Below are 14,214 nucleotides of genomic sequence, written 5' to 3'. Positions count from 1 at the left end.
CCAGTAGCACCGGTAGGTCCGGTATCACCAGTTACACCAGTGGCACCGGTAGGTCCAGTATCTCCAGTTACACCAGTGGCACCGGTAGGTCCGGTATTACCAGTTGCACCAGTATCACCGGTTGGACCAGTATCTCCAGTTACACCAGTGGCACCAGTAGGACCGGTATTTCCAGTTACACCAGTATCACCGGTTGGACCAGTAGGTCCGGTATCACCAGTTACACCAGTAGCACCGGTAGGTCCGGTATCTCCAGTTACTCCAGTATCTCCAGTTGCACCAGTATCACCGGTTGGACCAGTAGGTCCGGTATCACCAGTTACTCCAGTATCACCGGTAGGACCGGTATCTCCAGTTACACCAGTGGCACCGGTAGGCCCAGTATCTCCAGTGGATCCTGCTGCAGCCAGTAATGTGTAGTCTGGGGAAGTATCTGGTGTACCTGTCGGTGGTGCAGTATTTACTACATACGTACTGCCATTAAAGGTCACTACTTGCCCTACCGGGTAAGTAGGACTTACTACCGGATCAAACGCTTCAATTCCTGTTAATCCTACACCGGTAGGCCCTGTATCTCCAGTAACTCCAGTCGCACCAGTAGGCCCGGTATCTCCAGTGGATCCAGTAACTCCGGTGGCACCGGTAGGCCCAGTCGCACCAGTTACACCAGTCGCACCAGTAGGCCCGGTATCTCCAGTAGCTCCAGTAACTCCGGTGGCACCTGTTGGACCGGTATCACCAGTTACACCAGTGGCTCCAGTAGGCCCTGTATCTCCAGTGGATCCAGTAACTCCGGTGGCACCTGTTGGACCAGTAGCACCTGTTACACCAGTTGCACCAGTTACTCCAGTATCTCCAGTCGCACCAGTAGGCCCGGTATCACCAGTTACACCAGTCGCACCCGTAGCACCGGTAGGACCAGTAGCTCCAGTAACTCCGGTAGGCCCAGTATCACCAGTAGAACCTCTTTTGACAATCTTATTATTTGCTTTTTTTCGTCCTTTTGCTTTAGCACAAGTGCTGTGATGTTTAACAACTTTTTTCTTTTTACATTCTCGTTTAAGAAGAGGGCAATCATCAAATGTAGGTCTATCGTGACGAGATTTTCTGTAATGAGGTTGCCAATCATGATTTTTTCCGCAAAAGGGACATTTGTTATCGTACTGGTTATACAAATTCCCCATCTCCTAAAAGTTAATATTTTATTCTATGTGGAAATTTAAAAAGCGGAATTGAGCTTAATGATATTTTTTAGTTCGAAGTTCATCGAATCAAATCATTTAAAAGTTAAATCGTTTTATGTTATGGTGTTGAAAGAATGAAACTAGTATGATTTTTGAAAGAAATGGGGCAGCATGTATGAGTCAATCAGTTTTACAACACACAGCATATTCCGTGTTAAATTTATCCTCTGTAACAGAGGGGGGCACAATTAAAGAATCATTTGAGCATAGTATGGATTTAGCAAAAAAAGCTGAGAAGTGGGGCTACCATAGATATTGGCTTGCGGAGCATCATAATATGGAAGGGGTTGCGAGTTCAGCAACATCCGTCTTGATTGGACATATTGCTGGAGGGACTGAAAAGATCCGGGTTGGTTCTGGGGGGATTATGCTTCCAAACCATTCTTCACTCGTCATTGCAGAACAATTTGGAACACTGGAGACTTTGTATCCAGGGAGAATTGATTTAGGTCTTGGCAGGGCACCAGGAACAGATCAGTTAACGGCAAGGGCACTTAGACGTAATCTTCATAATGGTGAGGATTTCCCTGAGCAGCTTGAAGAACTTCGTCAATATTTCAAACCGACTGGTCAGATCAAAAAACATGTAAGAGCCGTTCCGGGAGAAGGATTGGATATACCAATTTGGCTTCTTGGTTCAAGTGGTTTTAGTGCAAGGCTTGCAGGAGAACTGGGACTGCCATTTGCCTTTGCGGCACATTTCTCCCCTAAAAATACCATTCCTGCTTTAGAATTATACAGACAGTCATTTCAACCTTCAGATGTGTTAAAAGAACCTTATGCGATGGTTGGTGTGACGGTTTTTGCTGCTGATCAAACAGAGCGGGCTGAATATTTGGCGACGTCTCATTATCAGCGATTTTTGAGCCTTATTCGTAATACACCAGGAAAACTCAAAGCCCCTGTTGAAAGTATGGATGGGTTATGGAGTCCATATGAGAAGGCGATGGTGGACGAACAATTAAGTTCGACGATGATCGGGGATAAACAAAAGGTGAAAAAAGAGTTAGAAGCCTTTATTGAAGCAACTCAAGCAGATGAAGTCATGATTAATTCTGATATGTTTGACCATCAAGAAAGAATGCGTTCTTATGAAATCATTGCAGAGATATTTCAAGAGGAACAAGAAAAATAAGAATAAAAAAAGAACTGCCAAGAGCAGTTCTTTTTTATTTATGCTTTAGTAAACACGCGAAATGGTTGTCCAACTGGCAGTACTGTACGACCAAAATGTGTATTCAGCACAACAGCTGCAGAACCATAAAATGAAAGAAGAGAAATAATCAATTCTGCAATACCAGCCATCGTATGAGTCACATCGTACATCACACCAAACGAGCTTAGGGACAGGCCAATGAATAAGAAATCAATAAAGACGAAAATCAAAAACAATACTTTATGTGTTTCCATTGCACCGATCGTCATAAATAAGCTGAAAATCAAATAACCAATAAAAGCAAAACCTAGTTGTTTTGGGTCCGCAGCTCCCGCAAGCGTTTTCCCAAAAACGCCAGCTTGAATGAGCCAAGTGGTTCCAACACCCATCCAAAAAAGACCGAATGCGCCGAAGGCAGTGGCTCCAAAAATATTATGATGCTTTGAATCTTGTATGGACGCGATCAGCTGCGCGATTCCTCCAAGGAAGATAGCCCAAGGTAAAATAAGAGATGTGCCATCTGTGATTCCTAGTTTTTGTGAAGACGCAACAAGCGTCACCATTGCTAAACCAAACAAACCAAGTGGTGTTGGGTCAGCGATTGATAATCGAATTGCTTGAACATTCTGTTTTTCCATAATGACCTCCTACAATTTGCACTTACAAAAGATACTCGAATTCGATAGAAACGTCAAGCTCTTTTTTAGTAGACACTTGCAACGTCTTCCAAATAAATCTATATTTAATACAATACATCATACATGTGATAGAAAAAGAGGGATGAGAATGAGTAAAGGCTTAGCTGGAAAGACCATTGCCATATGCGGAACAAGAAAAACAGAAGAAATGCGTACACTTGTTGGAAAGCAAGGAGGACAAGCTGTTATTCGTTCTCTTCAGGGCACTGTATTTTTAGCCAAAGAGGAATTGAAGCCAGGCATAGAAACCTTTGTAAAGAAGGGAGCTGACTGGGTCATTTTAACAACGGGTATCGGCACAGACACATTAATTGAAAGTGCAGAAGAGCTCCAGCTTGGAGAAGCATTTATGAACATTTTATCAAGTGCCCATATCGCTTCAAGAGGATACAAAACGTTTGCGGCTCTAAAAAAACACGGCATTCAGCCAGATGTTTCTGATGAAGATGGAACCGTTCGTGACCTCATTTCAAAGTTAGAAGACAAAGAACTTCAAGGTAAACGGGTCATGGTACAGCTTCACGGCGAAAATGCACCAGCTCTCATTGATTTTTTACATCACAAGGGAGCAGACGTTTTGCAGCTCATGCCATATCAGCACACGCCCCCTGAACCAGAGGCGGCGGACACTTTGCTTCAAGAAATGAAAGAAGGGAAGGTCCATGCCGTTTGTTTTACAACCGCTGTTCAGGTTCATGCCTTTTTCAAACTAGCAGAAGAATGGGGCAAAAAAGAAGAACTGCAACATCTATTCGAGCAGCATGTATTAGCTGTAGCTGTTGGAAAAGTCACAGCTGAAGCATTAAAAGAAGAGGGGATAAGCCGAATTCTAGCCCCTTCACTTGAAAGAATGGGTGCAATGATTATGGAATTATCTCAATATATGAAAAAACAATCGACGCACGCATAGAAAAAACGCCTTTCACATGACGAGTGAAAGGCGTTTTTGTTAGATTGTCCGTTTTCGATTTGTGCGAATTTTTTTCAAAACGAAATACAGTACGATGAGAACGATGGCAATGACCATAATTGGTGTTGTATACGTGTGAGCGACACTTTGAATGTGGTCCCATTTTGTCCCAAGCTGCATTCCAAGATAAATAAATAGGATGGACCAAGGGATGGCGGCTAATCCGGTCAAAAGAACAAATTTCAGAAATGGCATCTTTGCAATACCAGCTGGAATTGAGATCGCGTGGCGCACGACTGGGATAAAACGAGCTGTAAATACGACACCCGTTCCATATCGGTCAAACCAGCGTTCTGCCGTGGCAATATGATGCTCATGGATGAATAAATACTTCCCATACTTTGTTAAAAAAGGTCTTCCGCCGTAAAGGCCGATCCAGTAAATAAAGCACTGGGCAAGTGTTCCTCCAATCACCCCAGCGATGACGGCTCCAACAAATCCAATGCTTCCTGTTGACACCATATATCCGCCGTAGGCAAGTACAATTTCACTCGGGATAATTTCAATCATCAGTCCAAGTGCAACACCTGCGTAACCAAGGCTTGTCAGCCAGGTTAAAATTTCATTAAACAAGGTTCCCATTCATTTCACTCTGCCTTTAAATACGAATTTTCTTCAAGCATCCTTATAAGAGCCTATGCTTGTTTTGCTTCTCTCATGAGTATGCTTTGCATATATGCTAGCATGGCTGTCCGCATATCATGACGCATCAATCCAATTTCAGCCGCTGCCTTAAATGAGCCCAGCTTATCACCAACGTCAAATCTCATCCCATCTAATTGTTTTGCATAAATGGGTGATTCATGTGCAATGATTTTCAGCGCATCTGTCAGTTGGATTTCGTTCCCGGCACCTCTCTCAATTCCTTGTAGAATAGGAAAAATCGATGGTGTTAACAGATACCTGCCCATCACGGCTAAATCGGAAGGAGCTTCATGAATAGCTGGCTTTTCCACTAAGTCTGTGACTTCAAACACTTGACCGTCTACTCTAGCTGGTCTTATCATACCATACTTACTGACATCTAGACGATCCACTTGCTGGACGCCAATGACCTCTCTTTGTTTGTCTTCAAAGACTTCCATGAGCTGAGAGAGTGCAGGTCTTTCTGACACCATGACATCATCACCTAAAAGGACCGCAAAAGGATCATTGCCAGTAAAATGACGTGCACATAATACCGCATGTCCAAGACCTAAGGGCTCCTTTTGACGAATATAATGAATATTGGCCATATCCGCAATATGTTTGATTTCAGCTAACTGTTCATTTTTCCCTTTTTCAAGCAACGTGTGTTCTAGCTCAATCGAACGGTCAAAGTGATCTTCAATTGATTTTTTATTTCTTCCTGTGATAATTAGTATATCTTCAATGCCTGATTGAACAGCCTCCTCAACTATGTATTGAATAGCGGGTTTGTCGATAATCGGCAGCATTTCCTTTGGCTGTGCTTTCGTTGCGGGTAAAAAACGTGTGCCTAATCCGGCTGCTGGTATAACGGCTTTTTTGATATTCATTGAATTATCGCTCCATTTCTGATGGTTTATTTTCTGATGGAAACACCCATAGGCGGCTTCCAATAAAAGTGATCATCATGCCAAGAAGGGTACCAATCGCTTTACTAATGAATAATGAGAAACCTGCTTGCTGCATGACATATAAGACAACATAGGTGAGAAGGCACGCTGCGCCGTTGACTGTGGCCCACTTGATCCATTCCCACTTGTCAGCTTTCTTTTTCACTTGGAACGTCCATTTTCGATTCCAAACATAACTGTTCAGCATTCCTGCGGTATAGGACAGGCACTGTGCAAGAAAAGAGGGAACAAAGCAAGCAGTTAAAAAAAAGAAGAACAGAAAGTCAATCATTGTATTGCTAGCGCCTACAGTTAGAAATGCGGCATAGGTCCGAATATTTTTCTTTGTCATGCGAAGGATCATCACCTCCTAGTGTTTGAGTGGGTGTATGAATACTGTACAAAAGCGAGTTGACGAATCAGTGAAGAAAAGATGAAAAAAACATGAACAAGCGATATCTGTTTTTTCACCAGCTCGTGATATAATTTGTAAGATGAAACGAACGGTGGTGCACAGCATGTATTTAACAATTGGAGAAACAGCTGAATACTTAGAAGTATCTGAAGCATATGTTGAAAAATTAATTCAGCAAAAAAAGATTCGTTACGTATTTGACGGGGAATCGTATCTCATTTATCAAGGGCAGTTTCAAACCCATATGAAACAGCTAGAACAATATAAAGAGCTCATTCAAGACATCTTAAATGAACCAATCCCTGAGGACCCGGACGTAAAAGATGAAGATTAAAAAAGACTGTACGAGAAGGGAGAACCTTTTCATACAGTCTTTTTTATTGGCTGACACCCGTTTGGACAATGTTCATATGACAATTCACTTGGACATCTGCATCAGGGTAGATTTTTTGCCATTTCTCCGGTGTCATGGCTTTATCTTTAGAACGATATCTCAAACCAAGTCCAAGTGGATCAATTTTTTGCTTTTTAAAGGATTGAACAAGGTCTTTTCCTTGCTGGGCCACACGCTTCTCCACTTCTTTTTCAACATGCTGCAAGATAGAAGGCGTATCGATTTTTTTTGATTTCATAAATTCTTTCAACTCACCTTTCAGCTTGATATCAATGGTGATATGAGGCTTTTTTGAAAGGTTTTCAGTTGGTTTAATGTGATAAGACACATGTGATTTGATATTTTCAATGACAACATGGGTTTTCTTTGTGTCATTAAATCGAAACTCATAAATCCCATTTTTATGATTTTCAATCATCGCTTTAAACGTAAACGTATCTTCCCCTGGAATATGCCCAACCATTTTTTCTTGATCAAAAAGAGCGACACCTGACACTTTAATAGAGTTGCTTGTATTTTTAATGTAAGGGAGGTAGGCATCCACGCCTTTTGCCATCATCTGATTCATAAAAATATGCTGATTGGTCACAGGTTGATTGCCGTTTCGCATGTTTTGAGCCAGTAAATCTGAAAGATATACACCGATATTTAAGTTGGTTTGATTCATCTTTGTATACAACAAATCTTCAACTTCTCCGCCTACTATGGCAAATACTTGACGGGACCCAATGATCGGATCACGATAAATGTAATTCATCAAATCAATCATACCCACTTCTTTCGCCAGCTTTTCACTTATTAAAATCACGAGTACTTGTCCCATGACAACGGGGAAAGGCGATTTTTCCGACACAAGAAACTGAATATTGCTAATGGTATTTGACTTAGCACTTACAATTTGGTAACTGCCTTGTTCTTCACTTTTGAAAACGGGAAAAACAAAGAAACCCTTCATTTCTCCATCATCCAATAAGTCAAATCCCGCTGCCTGCGAGATACTTAATTCATCTAAGAGACGAGGCTGTGCACAGCTCGTTAAGAAAAGGCTCAATAACATGAGACACACCAGAATATAATGTTTCATGCGCGTTTTTTCACCCACCTTTTTTTCAGCAGCAGCCCAATGATCATACATCCAGTCAATCCATATATGAGGATATATCCGCTATATTCCACCCATTTATTAAACGTCTCAAAAGAGGTGGCCTCGATCAAAAATGAAAACATGACGAGAATGAGAAGGCTGAGAACAATTAACGTCATGCGCTGGCTCGTGTGAAACACTTGTTTTGCCATTCTGCTTGCTGCCCATAATGGAATGGCGATATTTGGAACGATAAGCAAAAGCCATAGCGACACTTCAATAAATTCAAAGCGCTGGATAAACGGAAGTTTGACAATGCTGGTTAATGTCAATGTTGGCCATTTCGTTAGTTCGAGCTGAGCACTTGAGTAGTACGCTATAGAGACGAGAAATACAAGCAAATTCAGGCATGTAGTCAGCAACACTCCCATATGTGCAAATTTTTGCGACGTTTGTGCTTTTTTAATAAAGGGATAATAGACAAGCAATGTTCCAAAACCAAACATGGATAAAGAGGCATCTTTGACCCCCATCATGAGTTGTGAAAATGAATGATCAAACATGGGGAACATAAAGCGGATGTGACTATATTTCATGACATAAAAGCAGATAAAGGTCATCCAGTACGTTAGGACAATGCTAAAGAATGCCCAGCCAGCGATTGTTCTAAATCCGCCTGTGTGAATGTAATAGACGAGGATGAGCAGCACTGATGCAAATAGAAGACCGGGAATTTCTTTAAACAGCCAAACATGGATTACATCCATATAATGAACAAGCACAATCAAAGATAATGAAGAAAAATACAAAATGTAGAGAATGTTGATGAATTGTCCAAGCCATTTACCAAACACAGATTGCGTAATGTCACTAAATTCGTCAGTAGGTGCTTTTTTAAACAAAAAGTAAATGAGGAAGATCATCAAATTGACGCTTGCACCAGCAATTAAAATGGCGATCCACCCATCATTATTAATCGTCCGGACCAGATTCGTCTGGAAATTTAAAATACCAACACCAACTTGATTGGCATTGATCAGAAAAAACACAAAAAAAGGGGATACTTGAAATTTTTCTTTCACAGAAGAAGAGCTCATGCCTTCACTTCCTTATTCATAAAAATCATTTTTCCCCTTACGGCCTTGCTTTGGCTTTTGGCGGTGTATCGTTTCATTTTGCGGGCGTAAATTTTCTGGACGTTTTTTCAAAAAGCGGAGTTGGGGCCGAATCAAACTACCTTTTAAATCGGCCAATCGAAGTGGAAAGATTGGCTCTAAGTAAGGCTGGCCTATAGACGTTAATTTCATTAAATGTGTAAGAAGAAAAGCCCCCATTAGCGAAATCCCTAGCGCTCCCCACACTTGTGCAGCAAAAAGGAATGGGAAACGTAAGAGACGAATGGTTGTCCCCATTTTATATATAGGGGTGACAAAAGAGGCAAGAGCTGATAATGCGACAATAATGAGCAGGATATTACTTGTTAATCCCGCTGCAACCGCAGCCTGTCCGATCACAATACCTCCAACTATCCCGAGCGTCTGTCCGACTTTTGCAGGAAGGCGAGACCCGGCTTCCCTAAGTAGCTCAATCGATATCTCTAAAAATAATGCTTCAATAATAGGCGGAAAGGGCACGAGATAACGTGATGCTACGATCGTTTCTAATAAATCCTTGGGAATCAGTTCATAGTGAAACGTTAAAACAGCTACATACAAAGGGGTTGCAAAAATAGAAAATATCACTGCAAAAATGCGTAACAGCCGAAAGGAGGATGCTGCGATCCAAGACATGTTATAGTCTTCCATTGTAGAAAAATACTCGAGTAAAATTGTAGGTGCAAGCAGGGTATGAGGCGAACCGTCAACCATAATGGCTATTTTTCCTTCCGTTAAACCTGAGGAAACCCTGTCTGGCCGTTCTGTATTTAAAAACAATGGAAAGATTGTATTGGACACATCATAAAGCATTTGCGCAAGATAATTAGAATCTAGAATTTGGTCATAGTCAACATCTTGAATCCGCTGAAGAACGGTTTCAATGTTCTGCGGGTTGGCGATATTCTCTATGTATACAACGGCTACTTTCGTTTGAGAAAGGGTACCAACTGTGTGTTCAACTACTTTAAGGTCAGGAGTGGGCAGCCTGCGCCTAATCAAGTTTAAGTTTGTGTCCAGCCCTTCCACAAATGCTTCCTGCGCACTAATGATTCCGAATTCAATCTCAGGCGGGCCCACTTGTCTGCCTTTCTTTTCTTCAATCGGCAAGAGAAGCGTATTGCCCCAATCTGTCTCAATCCGAACAGCAATACTGCCTCGATGAAGAGCTTCTTCCACTTTTTGAAGGTCCTTCGTAATCACAGCTTGTTCAATTGGGATGTGTTCTTTCAGCTCTTCAAGGGTGGGTGTTAGATGCAATTGTTGAATAAAAGGCAAGATTTGTTCATGAAGGAGATTGCCATTAATTAAAGATCGAAAAAAAGAAATTCTGTAAAGAAAACCTCCGGAACTTGATAATTCATTGATAAAATCAGAAGAGCGCGATAATGCTTCAAATACTGAATTCGGGTCTTTCTGTTTTGATTTGTTTTTCTTCAGCACTTGAACCATCTCCTTCCGCGATTTGCCTCTATTATCCAACCGATCTTCTGAAGATATGCATAAAAAAAGCGTTCAGCTTCATGAACTGGACGCTTTTTTTCCATATTGAACGGCTTCTAATAAAAAGTCAGCCAGATGAATCGCTCTCATGCTAGGCATATGTCCTGCCTTTTTGACGCCTGCTGCCATTTGTAGTTGACAGCCTGGATTCGACGTCACAATGGCAGCTGCAGCTGTGTTGTTCGCTTCCGTCATTTTATGATCTAAAATTTGCATCGACATGTCTGGCTGCAAGATATTGTAGATTCCTGCAGATCCGCAGCAGCGGCCAGCATCTTTCATTTCTTTAAACGTTACTCCTTGAATGGCGTTCATAAGCACCCTCGGCGCCTGTAGTACATTCATTCCATTTCGTAAATGACAGGAGTCTTGATAGGTGATCACTTGCGCTGGCAGAGCCAGTGGCACGTGGCGGTGAAATTCCAGCTCTACAAGGATGCTTGAAATATCGGTTATTTTCTGTGAGAAGGCTTTACTTCGTTTTTGAAAATCTGGGTCATCCTGAAGCAAATGACCGTAATCACTTAAAAAGGCGCCGCAGCCGCCCGCGTTCATGACAATCGCATCGGCATCTGTTTCCTCGAATGCTTCAATATTCCGCTTGGCTAACTGTTTTGCTTGGTCTTTTTCTCCGCTATGACCATGTAACGCGCCGCAGCACGTTTGTATAGGAGGAACGATCACATCGCAGCCTGCCAGCTGTAAGAGATGAATGGTCGCTTTGTTTGTGTTTGAGAAAACTGTATCCATTAAACAGCCAGTAAAAAACGCCACCCGTTTTTTTGCCTGACCAATGGCTTTATATTCATTCAAACGTTTTTTCTTTTTCTTTTGAGGCGGCACCTTTGGAAGTGCCTGTTCCATCAACTGTAAATGGGAGGGAAGCACCTTCAGTATGCGAGTCTTCCTGGCGGCTGTTTGCAGACCAGATGTTTGATAAAATCGAAGAAAACTAGCAGCTTGTCGCATACGACTTTGTGACGGAAAGAGACCTTTAAACACAACACGTCTCATCAATTTGACGGGAAACGATTGTTTTTTATGTTGTTGAATAATGTCTCTTGCATCTTCTAGCAGCTGTCCATACTTGACGCCAGAAGGGCAGACTGGTTCACATGCACGGCAGCCAAGACAAAGATTAAGGGAATGTTCAACATCTTCATCTGGCTCAATGACGCCATCTCTTACAGCTTTCATTAACGCAATTCGGCCCCGAGGGGAGTGCGTTTCTTGTTGTCCAGATTCAATATAAGTAGGGCAGGAAGGGAGGCAGAATCCGCAGCGCATGCAATTAAGCAGCTCCTTTTCATCCATTTGCTCCTGAAACTGCTGCTGGATCTCTTTTTGCTTAGAAGAAGAACTCATGAGACCACCACTCGCTTTCTTGAGGCTTTTCCAAACACTTTATCTGGGTTCATGATATGTGCAGGGTCAAGTGCCTGTTTAATCGCCTTCATTGCAGCGATTCCTTCTTTTTTGACCTTCAGCTCCAAATAGGGCGCTTTCATGAGGCCCACGCCATGTTCGCCTGTAATCGTGCCGCCAAGGGCAACGGCTTTTTCAAAAATGGCCTGAAAAGCAGCTTCTACCCGTTTCATTTCTTCTTCATTTCTTGCATCTGTCGCACAAGTGGGGTGTAAGTTGCCATCACCGGCATGACCAAACGTACAAATGTTCACCTCGTACTTTCGTGCAATGTCTTCGATTGCACGAACCATATTGGCAATTTCAGACCGGGGAACGGTAGCATCTTCTAAAATCGTTGTAGGACTTAATCGAGCGAGGGCAGATAAAGCAGAGCGTCTCGCTGTTAAGAGTGCACTTGCCTCTTCTTCTGAATGTGCAATCTTGACGCTTGTAGCTCCGTGCTGCTCACAGACTTCTGCGATTTTTTGGATATCACGAGCAACAGCTTCAGGGTTGCCGTCCTGTTCAATTAATAACACAGCTTGAACGTCGGTGGGCAGGCCGATGTTTGCAAAATCTTCAACGACTTCAAGGGTCGGCTGATCCATAAATTCTAATGTAGCAGGGATGATACGCTCGGCAATGATGGCCGATACAGAAGTCGCAGCTTCTTCAAGGCTTTCGTATAAACAAAGCATTGTTTGTTTCGTTTCTGGAAGCGGCAGGAGCTTTAGCACCGCTTCTGTGACAATCCCGAGTGTTCCTTCTGAACCAACGAACAATCGAGTCATATCATATCCAGCAACATCTTTTGCAAGCTTTCCGCCTGTTTTGATGATGTCACCATTTGGCAAAACCACTTCAAGCCCAAGGACATAATCCCTTGTCACTCCATACTTTAATCCCCGCAGTCCCCCTGAATTTTCGTTAATATTGCCGCCTAATGTGGAAATTTTCATAGAGCTTGGGTCTGGCGGGTAGAAGAGACCTTTTTCCTCTACTTGATGAATCAATTCCTGCGTAATTAAACCAGGCTGCACCGTTGCGGTTAAATTTTCTTCGTCTATTTCTAATAATTGATTCATTCTAGTAAAGAGAATTACCAATCCGCCCTGAGTAGGGCATGTTCCTGCGCACAGATTCGTCCCTGAGCCTCTTGGGACGATCGGCACCTTGTAAGAGGCGCACAGTTTCACAATTTGCTGCACTTCTTCAGCCGTGTGAGGCCGCACGATCGCATCTGGCATCTGTTGAAAATTTGGTGTCGCATCATAAGAGTAGGCAAGACGATCCGCCTTGCTGTCTTGGACATAGGGCGCACCGACAATCTCTTTTAATTGATTTGAAAATTCTGAATCTAGCATATACAATCACTCCCGCTCATTTAACGTCTCGTTTCTACCAGTATAAAAAAAGAACCGTCACATGACTATAGACGATTCTACAAAATATCAGGCTGTTTTATCGTATTTTTTGTATCATGATCTAAAAGCAGCAAGGCCAAATAAAAAAGCATCGCATCTTGCATACGCTTTGGATCAAGTGTCGTTAAATCCTGGATCCGTTTTAATCTGTAATGAAGTGTATTAATATGGACATGCATAGCTTCTGCTGTATGTTTCAATGAGTAATCCGAAGCTATGAGTACCCGCAAAGTTTTCACTAGTTCAGGATAGGGGAAAAGGGACGCAATCGTTCGATCAAGAAACGCATCTTTTGTTTCCTGACTGATTTCCTCCATAAAAAGTTCAAGTGTCAAATCTTCATCAAACACAATGGGTGTTTCAGCATGCGCCAATTTTAAAGCGCGAAACGCTTGATGAAAGGACTGCTTCATGACATGAGAAGCTGCTGGTTTTCCTGCCCCCATTAAAATCCTCGATGGTGACAGCGCTGTGAGCGCAGCATGAATATGGAACAAGCGCTTGTGCCATGTATCACGACCATCTGGTGTGGCTTGTAGCATGAGCAAAAAACGTGCATGCCCCCAGCGCACAATGATCTCCTGATTGGTGAGTTGCAGTTTGTCCTTCATCAGTTTGTATTGATCCTGCTTCATAAACGATTCGTCTTGACAATCAATGAGAATAGCGACACGCTGCTTGTTGACATCAAGGCCAAGCCGCTGCGCCTTCTCGGTCATACCTGCCGCTGTCTCTGGCAGATGAAGCCAGTCGAACACAAATGCTTCAAGCTGCCGTTCATCTGTTTCCGTTTCTTGAAAAAATTCATGTTCTTGAATGAGCAGCTCCGTCATTTTACGTAAAATGTCGCCAAAAGGGGAGACATGCCTAGGATCACCTGTCATTCCAATGACCCCAATGACTTCTTGTTTAAAATAAATAGGCAGATTGATACCGGCTTTGACGCCTTTCATCTGCAGCACATCATCCTTTGTGAGAATTCGTTTCTGCCCTTCTAAGGATGTGACATATGCTCCTTCATGAAATTGACCAATGCGTGCTGGATCTGTTGCAGCAATAATGGTACCGTTTGTTTGTGTGATGATGATTTCTTCCGTCAGTACCTTTTTGACCTCATCTACGATTTTTTCTGCCAGTGTCATTGTGAGCAAAACGGTCCCCTCCGAGATGTTTCTTTTTCCACTATCA

General features: G+C 42.6%; 13 protein-coding genes and 1 pseudogene. 3 read left to right on the top strand and 11 right to left on the bottom strand.

Annotated elements, in window-relative coordinates; translation table 11 throughout:
* Positions 1-1,184 (bottom strand): annotated as a pseudogene (locus tag ACRRMM_RS00425) (hypothetical protein); the annotation flags it as partial.
* 175 nt (positions 1,185-1,359) lie between these two features.
* On the opposite strand from ACRRMM_RS00425, the gene ACRRMM_RS00420 reads away from it, so the two are divergent.
* Positions 1,360-2,379, top strand: a complete 1,020-nt coding sequence (locus ACRRMM_RS00420; RefSeq protein ID WP_039963626.1) for an LLM class flavin-dependent oxidoreductase — start codon at positions 1,360-1,362, stop codon at positions 2,377-2,379.
* A 38-nt stretch (positions 2,380-2,417) separates the two neighbouring features.
* Here the strand turns inward: ACRRMM_RS00420 and ACRRMM_RS00415 are convergent, their stop codons facing one another.
* Entirely contained in the window at positions 2,418-3,038 is a 621-nt protein-coding gene (locus ACRRMM_RS00415; protein ID WP_007499188.1) for an acetate uptake transporter, read from the bottom strand.
* A gap of 148 nt (positions 3,039-3,186) precedes the next feature.
* Here ACRRMM_RS00415 and ACRRMM_RS00410 point away from each other — a divergent pair, with 148 nt between their 5' ends.
* On the top strand, positions 3,187-4,008 hold the full coding sequence (locus ACRRMM_RS00410) for a uroporphyrinogen-III synthase (RefSeq protein WP_048002644.1): 822 nt from the start codon (positions 3,187-3,189) through the stop codon (positions 4,006-4,008).
* Between the two features lie 39 nt (positions 4,009-4,047).
* Here the strand turns inward: ACRRMM_RS00410 and ACRRMM_RS00405 are convergent, their stop codons facing one another.
* The 3 genes from ACRRMM_RS00405 to ACRRMM_RS00395 are packed head-to-tail and all read right to left on the bottom strand — an operon-like array spanning position 4,048 to position 5,997.
* Complete coding sequence (locus tag ACRRMM_RS00405; RefSeq protein ID WP_007499192.1) at positions 4,048-4,650, bottom strand: DedA family protein; 603 nt, start codon at positions 4,648-4,650, stop codon at positions 4,048-4,050.
* Between the two features lie 53 nt (positions 4,651-4,703).
* Positions 4,704-5,585, bottom strand: a complete 882-nt coding sequence (gene galU / locus ACRRMM_RS00400) for a UTP--glucose-1-phosphate uridylyltransferase GalU (RefSeq protein WP_017359504.1) — start codon at positions 5,583-5,585, stop codon at positions 4,704-4,706.
* Between the two features lie 4 nt (positions 5,586-5,589).
* Positions 5,590-5,997 carry a GtrA family protein gene (locus tag ACRRMM_RS00395; protein ID WP_048002686.1) on the bottom strand — a complete coding sequence of 136 codons (408 nt, stop codon included), beginning with the start codon at positions 5,995-5,997 and terminating at the stop codon, positions 5,590-5,592.
* Between the two features lie 166 nt (positions 5,998-6,163).
* Here ACRRMM_RS00395 and ACRRMM_RS00390 point away from each other — a divergent pair, with 166 nt between their 5' ends.
* Entirely contained in the window at positions 6,164-6,394 is a 231-nt protein-coding gene (locus ACRRMM_RS00390; RefSeq protein ID WP_008346618.1) for an excisionase family DNA-binding protein, read from the top strand.
* Between the two features lie 43 nt (positions 6,395-6,437).
* On the opposite strand, the gene ACRRMM_RS00385 is transcribed toward ACRRMM_RS00390, so the two are convergent.
* The 6 genes from ACRRMM_RS00385 to ACRRMM_RS00360 form a co-directional block, all read right to left on the bottom strand.
* A complete protein-coding gene (locus ACRRMM_RS00385; RefSeq protein WP_230677016.1) occupies positions 6,438-7,538 on the bottom strand; it encodes a Ger(x)C family spore germination protein in 1,101 nt (366 codons plus the stop codon).
* On the bottom strand, positions 7,535-8,635 hold the full coding sequence (locus tag ACRRMM_RS00380) for a GerAB/ArcD/ProY family transporter (RefSeq protein ID WP_007499199.1): 1,101 nt from the start codon (positions 8,633-8,635) through the stop codon (positions 7,535-7,537). The genes ACRRMM_RS00385 and ACRRMM_RS00380 overlap by 4 nt, the downstream gene beginning before the upstream one ends.
* A gap of 12 nt (positions 8,636-8,647) precedes the next feature.
* The gene (locus ACRRMM_RS00375; protein WP_019743946.1) at positions 8,648-10,135 is read right to left on the bottom strand and encodes a spore germination protein; all 1,488 of its coding nucleotides are present in this window, start codon (positions 10,133-10,135) and stop codon (positions 8,648-8,650) included.
* A 78-nt stretch (positions 10,136-10,213) separates the two neighbouring features.
* A complete protein-coding gene (locus ACRRMM_RS00370) occupies positions 10,214-11,560 on the bottom strand; it encodes a (Fe-S)-binding protein (RefSeq protein ID WP_048002647.1) in 1,347 nt (448 codons plus the stop codon).
* The gene (glcD, locus tag ACRRMM_RS00365) at positions 11,557-12,966 is read right to left on the bottom strand and encodes a glycolate oxidase subunit GlcD (RefSeq protein ID WP_008346628.1); all 1,410 of its coding nucleotides are present in this window, start codon (positions 12,964-12,966) and stop codon (positions 11,557-11,559) included. The genes ACRRMM_RS00370 and glcD overlap by 4 nt, the downstream gene beginning before the upstream one ends.
* A 77-nt stretch (positions 12,967-13,043) precedes the next feature.
* The gene (locus tag ACRRMM_RS00360; protein ID WP_017359511.1) at positions 13,044-14,177 is read right to left on the bottom strand and encodes a CdaR family transcriptional regulator; all 1,134 of its coding nucleotides are present in this window, start codon (positions 14,175-14,177) and stop codon (positions 13,044-13,046) included.
* Positions 14,178-14,214: the final 37 nt, after the last annotated feature.

Source organism: Bacillus sp. XT-4, from assembly GCF_050864245.1.
Classification (GTDB): domain Bacteria; phylum Bacillota; class Bacilli; order Bacillales; family Bacillaceae; genus Bacillus; species Bacillus altitudinis.
The sequence above is the reverse complement of the archived record's forward strand: the minus strand, read 5'-3'. Positions and strand labels throughout refer to the sequence as shown.

What these genes read in the sequence shown, in the direction of transcription:
- ACRRMM_RS00380 (WP_007499199.1), bottom strand. Translation starts at nt 8,635, where the DNA reads ATGAGCTCTTCTTCTGTGAAAGAAAAATTTCAAGTATCCCCTTTTTTT.
- ACRRMM_RS00410 (WP_048002644.1), top strand. Translation starts at nt 3,187, where the DNA reads ATGAGTAAAGGCTTAGCTGGAAAGACCATTGCCATATGCGGAACAAGA.
- ACRRMM_RS00385 (WP_230677016.1), bottom strand. Translation starts at nt 7,538, where the DNA reads ATGAAACATTATATTCTGGTGTGTCTCATGTTATTGAGCCTTTTCTTA.
- ACRRMM_RS00420 (WP_039963626.1), top strand. Translation starts at nt 1,360, where the DNA reads ATGAGTCAATCAGTTTTACAACACACAGCATATTCCGTGTTAAATTTA.
- ACRRMM_RS00405 (WP_007499192.1), bottom strand. Translation starts at nt 4,650, where the DNA reads ATGGGAACCTTGTTTAATGAAATTTTAACCTGGCTGACAAGCCTTGGT.
- ACRRMM_RS00390 (WP_008346618.1), top strand. Translation starts at nt 6,164, where the DNA reads ATGTATTTAACAATTGGAGAAACAGCTGAATACTTAGAAGTATCTGAA.
- ACRRMM_RS00370 (WP_048002647.1), bottom strand. Translation starts at nt 11,560, where the DNA reads ATGAGTTCTTCTTCTAAGCAAAAAGAGATCCAGCAGCAGTTTCAGGAG.
- galU (WP_017359504.1), bottom strand. Translation starts at nt 5,585, where the DNA reads ATGAATATCAAAAAAGCCGTTATACCAGCAGCCGGATTAGGCACACGT.
- ACRRMM_RS00395 (WP_048002686.1), bottom strand. Translation starts at nt 5,997, where the DNA reads ATGACAAAGAAAAATATTCGGACCTATGCCGCATTTCTAACTGTAGGC.
- glcD (WP_008346628.1), bottom strand. Translation starts at nt 12,966, where the DNA reads ATGCTAGATTCAGAATTTTCAAATCAATTAAAAGAGATTGTCGGTGCG.
- ACRRMM_RS00415 (WP_007499188.1), bottom strand. Translation starts at nt 3,038, where the DNA reads ATGGAAAAACAGAATGTTCAAGCAATTCGATTATCAATCGCTGACCCA.